Annotated in this window: 8 protein-coding genes; 4 read left to right on the top strand and 4 right to left on the bottom strand. The window is 71.3% G+C overall.

Annotated features, from left to right (window positions below; all coding sequences use genetic code 11):
- Window positions 1–530 (bottom strand): wax ester/triacylglycerol synthase domain-containing protein (locus tag DQW85_RS30660; protein ID WP_275888273.1); only part of this gene is annotated, 530 nt, incomplete at its 3' end.
- Window positions 531–623: 93 nt separating this feature from the next.
- Between DQW85_RS30660 and DQW85_RS30665 the strand changes: the two genes are divergently transcribed.
- Window positions 624–1,814 carry a cysteine desulfurase-like protein gene (locus DQW85_RS30665; protein WP_113703294.1) on the top strand — a complete coding sequence of 397 codons (1,191 nt, stop codon included), beginning with the start codon at window positions 624–626 and terminating at the stop codon, window positions 1,812–1,814.
- Between the two features lie 44 nt (window positions 1,815–1,858).
- On the opposite strand, the gene DQW85_RS30670 is transcribed toward DQW85_RS30665, so the two are convergent.
- From DQW85_RS30670 to DQW85_RS30680, 3 genes are read right to left on the bottom strand one after another with little or no spacing between them, the layout of a single operon-like run.
- Window positions 1,859–2,680 carry a FadR/GntR family transcriptional regulator gene (locus DQW85_RS30670; protein ID WP_113703295.1) on the bottom strand — a complete coding sequence of 274 codons (822 nt, stop codon included), beginning with the start codon at window positions 2,678–2,680 and terminating at the stop codon, window positions 1,859–1,861.
- Window positions 2,681–2,690: 10 nt separating this feature from the next.
- Window positions 2,691–3,374, bottom strand: a complete 684-nt coding sequence (locus DQW85_RS30675) for an HAD family hydrolase (protein WP_113703296.1) — start codon at window positions 3,372–3,374, stop codon at window positions 2,691–2,693.
- Between the two features lie 2 nt (window positions 3,375–3,376).
- Window positions 3,377–3,796: a thioesterase family protein gene (locus DQW85_RS30680; protein ID WP_113703297.1), complete on the bottom strand. Its 420-nt coding sequence runs from the start codon at window positions 3,794–3,796 to the stop codon at window positions 3,377–3,379.
- A 122-nt stretch (window positions 3,797–3,918) separates the two neighbouring features.
- Between DQW85_RS30680 and DQW85_RS30685 the strand changes: the two genes are divergently transcribed.
- From DQW85_RS30685 to DQW85_RS30695, 3 genes are all read left to right on the top strand, one after another.
- Complete coding sequence (locus tag DQW85_RS30685) at window positions 3,919–5,097, top strand: branched-chain amino acid ABC transporter substrate-binding protein (RefSeq protein WP_113703298.1); 1,179 nt, start codon at window positions 3,919–3,921, stop codon at window positions 5,095–5,097.
- A gap of 24 nt (window positions 5,098–5,121) precedes the next feature.
- On the top strand, window positions 5,122–6,054 hold the full coding sequence (locus DQW85_RS30690) for a branched-chain amino acid ABC transporter permease (RefSeq protein WP_113703299.1): 933 nt from the start codon (window positions 5,122–5,124) through the stop codon (window positions 6,052–6,054).
- The coding region (locus tag DQW85_RS30695; RefSeq protein ID WP_205315533.1) for an ABC transporter permease subunit at window positions 6,051–7,142 on the top strand (1,092 nt) is incomplete at its 3' end. The genes DQW85_RS30690 and DQW85_RS30695, both read left to right, overlap by 4 nt.

Consider the following 7,142-nt stretch of genomic DNA (forward strand, 5'->3'; position numbering starts at 1 on the left):
AGCATCGCGGCGGTGCCGGGCGGCGGCTCGTCGTCGGGGGAGGCCGCGATGAGCGGCGGCCCGGGGGTGGGGCCGAGGTCCAGCAGCGCGGCCAGCACGTCGGCCCCGCCGACGCCGTCCACGGCGGCGTGGTGGACCTTGGTGTAGAGGCCCATGCGCCCGCCGGACACGCCGTGCACCAGGTACATCTCCCACAGCGGGCGGCGGCGGTCGAGGCGGCGGGCGTGCAGCCGGGAGACCTGCTCGGCGAGCTGCGCGTGGTCGCCGGGCGGCGGCAGACCGATCTCCCGCACGTGGTAGTCGAGGTCGAGGTCGTCCTCCCGCACCCAGTAGGGGTGGTCGAGGCCGAGCGGCACCGGGGCGAGCCTGCGCCGCAGCGCGGGCACGTACGGCAGCCGCGCCTCCAGCATGGCCTGCAGGTCGGCGCGGTGGAGCTCGCCCGCCAGCAGGGCCAGGCCGCCGATGTTCGCGACGTTGGTGGCCGTCTCGAAGTGCAGGAACTGGGCATCCAGCGCGGAAAGCTGTGGCATGCGTCACACCTCCGCCCCGAACAAATCAGACTCGGCTCACCACTTCAAGGCCCGGCCAGGTTGAGGTCTCCCGGTGGAGAGCATGAACACACCATGCTCTTTCCCGTACAAAAGGTGCGCGCAACCTACCCCGCGCTGGCCGACGGCCACGCCTACCTCGACGGCGCCGCGGGCACGCAGACCCCGCGGGCGGTGATCGACGCCATCGCGGGCGCCTACCACGCGGGCCTCGGCAACGTCGGCGGGGCGTTCCCGGCCAGCGGGCGCTCGGACGCCATCGTGGCCGGCTGCCGCGCCGCCGTGGCCGACCTGGTGGGCGGAAGTGCGGACGGCGTGATCCTCGGCCCGAACATGACGACGCTGACCTACCGCCTGTCGGCCGCCCTGGCCAAGGACTGGGGGCCGGGCGACGAGGTGGTGGTGTCCCGGCTCGACCACGACGCGAACGTACGCCCCTGGGCGCAGACCGGCGCGACCGTCCGCTGGGCCGAGGTCGATCCGGCCACCGGGGAACTGCCTGTGGAGCAGTACGCGGACCTGATCGGGGAGCGGACGCGGCTGGTGGCGGTGAGCGCCGCCAGCAACGTGCTGGGCACCCGGCCGGACGTGGCGGCGATCTGCGCGATGGCGCGGGCGGCGGGGGCGCTGACGTACGTGGACGGGGTGCACGCCACCGCGCACGGCCCGGTGGACATGCGGGCGCTGGGCGCGGACTTCTACGCGACGAGCGCCTACAAGTGGTCGGGCCCGCACATCGGCGCGGTCGTGGCCGACCCGGCGGTGCTCGGCCGGATCAGGCCGGACAAGCTCGCCCCCTCTCCCGACACGGTGCCCGAGCGGTTCGAGACCGGCACGGCGGCCTTCGCGGACCTGGCCGGGGTGACCGCCGCCGTGGAGCACCTGGCGGCCATGGTGCCGGGTACGGGCACCCGCCGGGAGCGGCTGCTGGCCTCGATGGCCGCGGCGCAGGCGCACGAGCTGGAGCTGTTCGCCGCGCTGATCGCGGGGCTGGAGGCGATGCCGCACGTCACCCTGTACGGCAAGCCGGCCAGGCGGACCGCCACCGCGTACTTCACGGTGGCCGGGCTGAGCCCGCGGCGGGTGGCGGAGCGCCTCGCCGAGCGGCGGGTGAACGTGTGGAGCGGCCACAGCTACGCCTGGGAGCTGACGGCCGCGCTCGGCATCCGCGACGCGGGCGGCGCGGTGCGGGCCGGACTGGTCCCCTACAACGACCGCTCGGACGTGGACAGGCTCCTGGAGGCGGTGGCCGCCCTGCGCGAGTGACCCTCGGCCCGCCGGCCACCGCACCCCGCCGGGTCAGCCCTTCGTCAGGCGGGGTCCGGCGATCCGGCCCCGTCCGGTGAGCCGCCGGTCAGCAGGAGGCGGAGCCGGCTTCGCTCGTCATCGGTGACGTAGGGCTCGTAGTAGTCGAACAGATCCTTGCGGGCCAGCGCCTCGGCGAGGTCTCCGTCGCGCAGCCGGATCGCGTCCAAGTACGCGCCGTGCCGGTTCAGCGACTCCTGCATGAGCGCCTCCGGGTTTCCGGCGCCACGCAGTTTGTCGCTGATGAGCTTGAGCATCATGTCTCGGGCGAACTGACTGCACGCGCTCAGCAGCCGGTTGCCGGCGCAGTCGGCCACGCTCATGTGGAACGCCACGTCGGCGTCCGAGAACTTCTCGAAAGGGCCGGCGGCCACCCGGCGCATCTCCTCGAAGGCGGACTCCATGGCCGCGAGCTCCGCCTCCCCGTGCAGTTCGGCGGCCAGGCGCACCGCGCTTCCCTCAACCACCATCCGGAACTCGACCAGCTCGGCCACGCCGATCTGGCCCAGCTGCGCGAAGCTGGTGAGCGCTTTCGCCACCCGCGTCGACGAGCTGCCCTGCACCTCGGCGCCCCCGCTGGGGTCGCCGTGACGGGACCGGATCAGCCCGTTGCTCTCCAGGACGCGCAACGCCTCGCGTACGGTGGCCCGGCTGACGCCGAACTGGGCCATCATGTCCCGTTCGGAGGGCAGCCGTTGGCCGACGCGCAACTGACCGGTGAAGATGGCCTCCTCGACCTGCGCGACGATTCCCTCGTACGCCCGCACCGGGGTGATGCTGCGGAATGCCGGCCTCCCGTTGCCCGTCGCGGTGCGCTCGTCTGCCATGACCGAAACCCTATTCCCTGTTCTCGAGACTCCAATTCTGCACGACGTCCGGCAACGCTGACAGATCTGGAAGCATCGCCACGACCTGACCAGTGTCGCGCACGTCGCCCTCGCGGTTGACGAAGACCACCGGAACGCCGATCTCGCGGCACGGCTCCACGTCATGGAACCAACTGCATGCGACGTGCAGCCACTCGCCCTCTCCAGGCTGGGCGCGGGTCCGGAAGGTCGCGAAGTGCGTGAGCGCGGGCTTGTAGGAGCCGACGGACTGAGCCGTCACGACCGCGTCGATGTCGGCGCCCAACTGCGGGATCGTCTCGGCGATCAGGTCGTCGTCCACGTTGGACAGGATCCCCAGCCGCCATCCCGCCGCCTTGAGCGCGCGCAGCACCCGGGGCACCTCCGGGAAGACCGGCCAGGTGGGCAGCGTGTCCGCCAGGACGGACGCCTGCTCCGGCGTCAGGTCAAGGCCGAGTTCGCCGGCGGCCGACGCCAGGCCCTCGCTCAGCACGGCGCGATACGCGGGCGCGGGGCTGCGGGCCTCCAGCAGCGGCTCGTGCCGGTGGTAGCCGGCCAGCAACTCGGCGGCCCTGCCGGGCGCGACCGAGTCGAGCGCCCGCTCCATCCCGGTGCGCCAGTCGACCAGGGTGCCGTAGCAGTCGAAGGTGAGCCATCCCCGCCCGTGGAACTCCATGGTCACCTTCCCCGCTCCGCGGCGTCCCCGCCGGACCGGGCGGCGAGTCGCTCGTCGAGGGCCTCGGACCGCACGACCGCTCGCACGTGCTCAATCCTCGCACAGCGCCCTGCGCCGTCGGTGACCTCGACGACGAACTCGAGCCGCCGCCCGTCGCGCCGCACGAGCGTCGCCTCCGCCGTCAGAACCGCGCCCACCGGTGAGGGCGCCAGATGCTCGACGACGGCGCGCGTGCCGACCGTCACCTCACCCGGCGCCAGGCTCGGCAGCACGGCGTCGTGGCACGCCATCTCGGCGATGCCGAGCACGAACGGCGTCGCCGCCGCCGCGGGCAGATCGGACGCGTAGGCCGCCGCCGTGTCGGCCGGCCCCACCGTCCGGCTCAGGGAGGCCCTGGGCAGGGCGGAGTCTGTTGTACCCATCGGAAACCCTCCGTTCGGGCGAAGCCTTGACATGCAACTTAGGCTACTTTCACTATGAGTCTACTGGTCCGACCAGTAAACCGCCATCGGAAGGCACCCATTTCCGTGAAGGAGAGCGTCACATGCGCGCACACACATCCCCGCTCCGAGGACGCTGGTTGCTGGTCGCCATGGCGGGAACCGCCGCCGTCAGCGCCACCGCCGGATGCGCCCAGCAGACGTCGCCGGGCGCCGCCCAGTCCGGCGAGATCTCACTGTCCGTCGGGGCGCCGCTGTCGGGGGCGAACGCGCGCGCCGGTCAGGAGACCTTGCACGCGGTGCAGATCGCCGTCGACGAGTTCAACGCCGCCGGTGGCCTGGGGGGCAGGAAGGTCCGGGTGATCCAGGGCGACGACCAGGGCGACCCGCAGGCCGGTCAGTCCGTGGCCCAGAAGTTCTGCGACGACGAGTCCGTGGTCGCGGTGATCGGCCACTACAACAGCGGTGTCACGATCCCCGCCAGCGATGTCTACAAGCGCTGTGGCCTCGCCCTGATCTCCCCGCTGAGCTCCAACCCCGACGTCACCGACCGTGGCCTGCCCAACGTCTTCCGCGTCGGCGCCCGCGACGACTACATGGGCCCGGCGATCGCCACCTACCTCGCCACCAAGACCTCCCACAAGAAGATCAGCACCATCGACGACCAGTCCAGCTACGGCGTCGGCCTGGTCGACGAGTTCACCGCGACGGCCGAGAAGTCCGGGCTGACCATCGTGAAATCCGCCGCGATCAAGGCCGGTGACAAGGACTTCCGCGCGGTGCTCGGCACGATCCCGAAGGACACCGAGGTGATCTACTTCGGCGGTTACCCCGCCGACGCCGCCCTGCTCGCGCAGCAGGCCCGCGAGGTGGGACTGGACGTCCTCATCTGCGGCGGCGACGGCCTGTACGACCCGGACTTCCTCAAGGGCGGCCAGGCGGTCGAGGGCTCGTTCCTCACCGCGAGCGCGGGCAACGTGAACGCGTCGGCGCGGAAGTTCCTCGACGCCTACGGCGCCAAGTACGGCAAGCCCTCGGGCTACGGCCTGCTGGAGTACAACGCCGCGCGGCTGGTGCTGCAGGCGATCACCCGCGCCGAGCGGGTGGATCGCGCCTCGATCGTGACGAGCCTGCGCGGAATCACCTACACGCCGGTGCAGGGCGGCGACCCGATCGTGTTCGACGCCAAAGGCGACAACAAGAACGCCGAGGTGCACATCTTCACGGTGAAGAACGCCGACTTCTCCGAGGTGGCCGTGCTCAAGCCGGCCGACTTCCGCTGACATCGCCGCTCAAGGACAAGTCCCATGCTCGCGTCGCTGCCACAACAACTGGTGTACGGCCTGGCCCTCGGCTCGGTTTACGCCTTGATCGCCCTGGGCTACTCGATGGTCTACGGGGTCCTGGAGTTCATCAACTTCTCGCACGGCGAGGTGTTCATGGTGGGGGCCTTCACCGCCTTCATCACCCTGTCCGGACTGTCGGCGATCGGCGGGCCGGCCTCGGCCGGCCCCGTCCTTCTCCTGGCCATGCTGTGCTGCGCGATGCTCGGCAGCGGCGTGCTGGGGGTCGCGGTCGAGAGGTTCGCCTACCGCCCGCTCCGGCGCAGCAGCAGGCTCGCCCCGCTCATCAGCGCCATCGGGATCAGTCTCATCCTGCAGAACCTGGTCATGACGCTGCAGGTCCTGTTCCAGAAGGAGGCACGGCCGCAGTCGGTTCCCGCCGGCAGGGTGATCACGATCGGGAGCTGGGAGTTCCTCGGCGTGCGGGTCGGCCATACGGCCGTCCTCGTGTTCCTCGTCAGCGTCATCCTCATGTCGGCCCTCACGGTGCTGGTCTCCCGGACGACCCTGGGCCGGTCGATGCGGGCCGTGGCGCAGGACGCCGAGGTCGCGGGGCTCATGGGCATCGACGTCTCCAAGGTGATCACCCGGACCTTCTTCATCGGATCCGCGCTGGCAGGCGCGGCGGGCTGCCTGGTGGCGCTCTACTACACACAGATCGACTACCTGATGGGCTTCAGCGCGGGCATCAAGGCGTTCACCGCCGCGGTCCTCGGCGGCATCGGGAACATCAAGGGCGCCATGGCCGGCGGCCTGGTGCTCGGCGTGACCGAGGCCATGGCCGCCACCCTGTGGTCCGCCGCGTACAAGGACCTGGTCGCCTTCGTGATGCTGGTGGCCGTGCTCGCCCTCCGTCCGGCCGGGCTCTTCGGCCGCAAAGCCTTGGAACGAGTGTGAACACGCAGACAGCGACAGGCGGGCGACCCACGGCAGGGGCCACCGAGCGAGCGGCGGCCATCACCCCCCGGCGTCCCTGGGCACACCTTGTCCGCAACCAGATCGGCCTGACGGCCGTCGCGACCTCCGCCGTGGTGATGATCGTCCCCAGTGACTACGTGGTGCGCATCTGCACCCTGGTCGTCGTCTACGCGGCCCTCAGCCTCGGCCTGAACGTCATCGTCGGCCTCGCCGGCCTGCTGGACCTCGGCTACATCGCCTTCTTCGGCGTGGGCGCCTACACCTACGCGCTGCTCGCCAGCCCCATGCACGACCGGCACATCGGTTTCTGGCTGCTCCTCCCGTTCGGGATGGCGCTGGCGTCGGCGCTGGGCGTACTGATCGGACTTCCGGCGCTGCGCACCCATGGCGACTACCTGGCCATCGTCACCCTGGGCTTCGGTGAGATCGTCTACGTCCTGCTGGTCAACCTCGACCGGCCGGTCAACATCACCAACGGCCCCCAGGGCATTCTCGGGCTCGACCGGCCGCGGGTGGGTGGCCTCACCATCGGAGACGAGAACGTCTTCGCCGGGCCGTTCGGGCTCACCGCCACGATGCAGTTCTACCTGCTCGCGGTGCTGTACGCCGTGGCGGTGCTCTTCTGCTGCCTGCGCCTGGCGGACGCCAGGATCGGCCGTGCCTGGCGGGCCATGCGCGAGAGCGAGGCCGCGGCGAGCGCCTGCGGCATCAGCATCGTCCGGGCCAAGCTTTCGGCCTTCGTCTTCGGCGCCGCCATCGCCGGTGGGGCCGGCGTCATCACGGCCGCCTGGTACGGCTCGGTCTTCCCCGACAGCTTCATGTTCTCCGAATCCATCCGCGTCCTGGCCATGGTCGTGCTGGGCGGCCTCGGCCGAGCGTGGGGGTGCGTCGCCGGAGCCGTCGCCCTGGTCGTCGTGCCCGAACTGCTGCGTGACTTCGACCAGTACCGGCTGCTCGTCTTCGGGCTGGTCCTCGTGCTGGTCATGAGATTCCGGCCGCGAGGACTCCTCGGCGCCCGCCCCGCCGGCGGGCGTGGCGGGGCCGGTGGGCGCGGCGGGCGTGGCGGG

This window comes from Nonomuraea lactucae (genome assembly GCF_003313395.1).
Taxonomy (GTDB): domain Bacteria; phylum Actinomycetota; class Actinomycetes; order Streptosporangiales; family Streptosporangiaceae; genus Nonomuraea; species Nonomuraea lactucae.